Annotated in this window: 3 protein-coding genes and 2 pseudogenes; 3 read left to right on the forward strand and 2 right to left on the reverse strand. The window is 51.1% G+C overall.

The genetic code is table 11. From position 1 onward, the window contains the following. Window positions 1–340 precede the first annotated feature (340 nt). The 3 genes from WDJ60_RS18710 to WDJ60_RS18720 all read left to right on the forward strand — a co-directional run bounded on the left by WDJ60_RS18710 (window position 341) and on the right by WDJ60_RS18720 (window position 1,700). The gene (locus WDJ60_RS18710) at window positions 341–817 is read left to right on the forward strand and encodes an Lrp/AsnC family transcriptional regulator (protein WP_340102303.1); all 477 of its coding nucleotides are present in this window, start codon (window positions 341–343) and stop codon (window positions 815–817) included. Between the two features lie 160 nt (window positions 818–977). Next, window positions 978–1,223: a HalOD1 output domain-containing protein gene (locus tag WDJ60_RS18715; protein ID WP_340102305.1), complete on the forward strand. Its 246-nt coding sequence runs from the start codon at window positions 978–980 to the stop codon at window positions 1,221–1,223. A gap of 138 nt (window positions 1,224–1,361) precedes the next feature. Further along, window positions 1,362–1,700: a response regulator gene (locus tag WDJ60_RS18720; RefSeq protein ID WP_340102307.1), complete on the forward strand. Its 339-nt coding sequence runs from the start codon at window positions 1,362–1,364 to the stop codon at window positions 1,698–1,700. Here the strand turns inward: WDJ60_RS18720 and WDJ60_RS18725 are convergent. Then, window positions 1,698–1,955: pseudogene (locus WDJ60_RS18725) on the reverse strand (IS5/IS1182 family transposase); the annotation flags it as partial. The gene WDJ60_RS18720 and the pseudogene WDJ60_RS18725 sit on opposite strands and share 3 nt — an antisense overlap. A 27-nt stretch (window positions 1,956–1,982) precedes the next feature. Continuing rightward, window positions 1,983–2,088, reverse strand: a pseudogene (locus WDJ60_RS18730) (IS5/IS1182 family transposase); the annotation flags it as partial.

The following is a 2,088-nucleotide window of genomic DNA, read 5'->3' on the forward strand; positions in this document are numbered from 1 at the left end:
ACGGAGGTCGCTGCGTGGGAACGCACCCGAAACGAGGACGAATCCGAGATTGAGTGGCAGTTCACGGCCGATGACGCTCGCATCAAACTCCGCCAGCTATATCCAGCAAATCACGATTGAAGCCGCACTAGTAGGCTCGGTGAATTTGTTATTCGCTGCTAAAGGGCCTCTAGATCATAGTATTCGGTTTTGTTGGAACCCTCATTCGTTGATAGGTTTCAGGAGTTTTGCTGAATACAGGGCGCGTATTTCACACGGATTTGGGGTTAGAATGAGGTGGTGGATGGAACGCCGGACTGGCAAAGACCCATTGTGTTGCGCTCTGTACTGTCAACATGCGATGGAGCCACCAGCACTCGACAACGTGGATCGGGGAATCCTTCACATGCTCCAAGACAATGCCCGATCCAATTCTGCGAGAGATATCGCCGATGCGATCGGTGTCTCGCCGAACACCGTGCGTAACCGAATTGAAAAACTCGAAGCAAACGGAGTTATTCAGGGTTATCATCCTCAGATCAACTACGAACAAGCAGGATTCCAACTCCAGGTCGTGTTCGTCTGTACGACACCAGTCACTGACCAGAGTGACCTTGCCGACCAGGTATTCGATATTCCGGGTGTGATCGAAATTCACGAAATTCTCTCGGGCCACGACAATCTGACTGTCAGAGCCGTCGGTCACGACAGCGATGATCTCACGCAGATCGCAACTACGCTTGAAGATCTCGGACTCACAATAACTGACGAACGGTTTCTCAAAAACACCCGTGTACGACCGTTCAATCACTTCGGAGTCGAAGAGATCGAGGAATAAATATAATTATAAATATACTATTTAAATTATACATCGTCTTGTTATTGCAGGATTCTTCAATTCAAGCGTTGAAGATATGTGAAATATTTTTTAAAGTACTTCTTTTTCATGAAGCGTTTGGCGAAATAGTTATGTTATAGCGCAACCCGGTACCAGTACTGTGGGGCAATTTCAACCGTCCGAGAAGTGTGGGTGGATCGACAAGGTCGTCGAAGAAGTCGCTGATCGGGAAGGAGTCGATTTTCTCGAACTCCCGCCCATCTACGAGACGGTCGATCCAGACGCCGTGACAGCACTTTGTAAGACACAGAATGGGAGCCACGTTACTGTCGAGTTCACTTATCTCGACTATCGAATTACCATCAGCGAGGCCACTGACGTATCCATCAGCGAATCGGTCGAATGATGACGAGATGGACGAAGCCGACGCGAGGAAGCATCGTATGACTCAGTCATCATCCCGTCACGACCGTCACCCGAACAGCGACTGCACCACCAGTCCGTTCACGTAGTACACGTCGATGACGAACCAGGATTTGCTGAGATGGTCGGCGAGTTCCTCGTACGCGAAGACGACCGCTTCGCCGTTCATACCGAAACGAGTCCTGGTGATGCGCTTGTACTGCTCCGTGAGGATATTCTCGACATAGATTGTATCGTCAGCGATTACGATATGCCCGGCATGAACGGCATCGAATTTCTCGAAGCCGTCCGCGAAGAATGTCCAGATCTGCCATTCATCCTCTATACTGGCAAGGGCAGTGAGGAAATCACCAGCGAGACCATCTCGGCTGGCGTCACTGACTATCTTCAAAAGGGGGAGGTGGACCTGATCAGTACACAGTCCTTGCAAACCGGATCCTCAACGCTGTCAGGCGAGTGAGACGTTCAGCAGCACCCGCCAGACAGCCATCTCCAAGCGGTCGAAGGCTTTGCAGAGTGGCGAGGGGGCGGGAATCGAATCAAGATAGAGGGCGTCACGGATACGAGGCATCTCGATAAGTTCATCAACGAGGTTGCGGTACGTTGTCGTCTTCTTCACCTTGAGACAGAGCAAGACAACGTGTTGCCGGAGCGTGAACCGCTTCCGCGAATAGTGAGTCGAAAACCGTTCTACAGATCGGTGAGCCAACACCATTGCCCAGAGCCTGTCATAGAATCCATCTCATAGCTTCTCACAGCCCGGTTCGTTTCCTCGCTCATAGTTGGTGATTGCAATGACAACCCGGAGGCAGAGCGCAACGAAAACTTCTGTTCGTGCGTGGACGTGG

Origin of the sequence: Salinibaculum salinum (assembly GCF_037645885.1) — an archaeon.
GTDB classification, from domain to species: Archaea; Halobacteriota; Halobacteria; order Halobacteriales; family Haloarculaceae; genus Salinibaculum; species Salinibaculum salinum.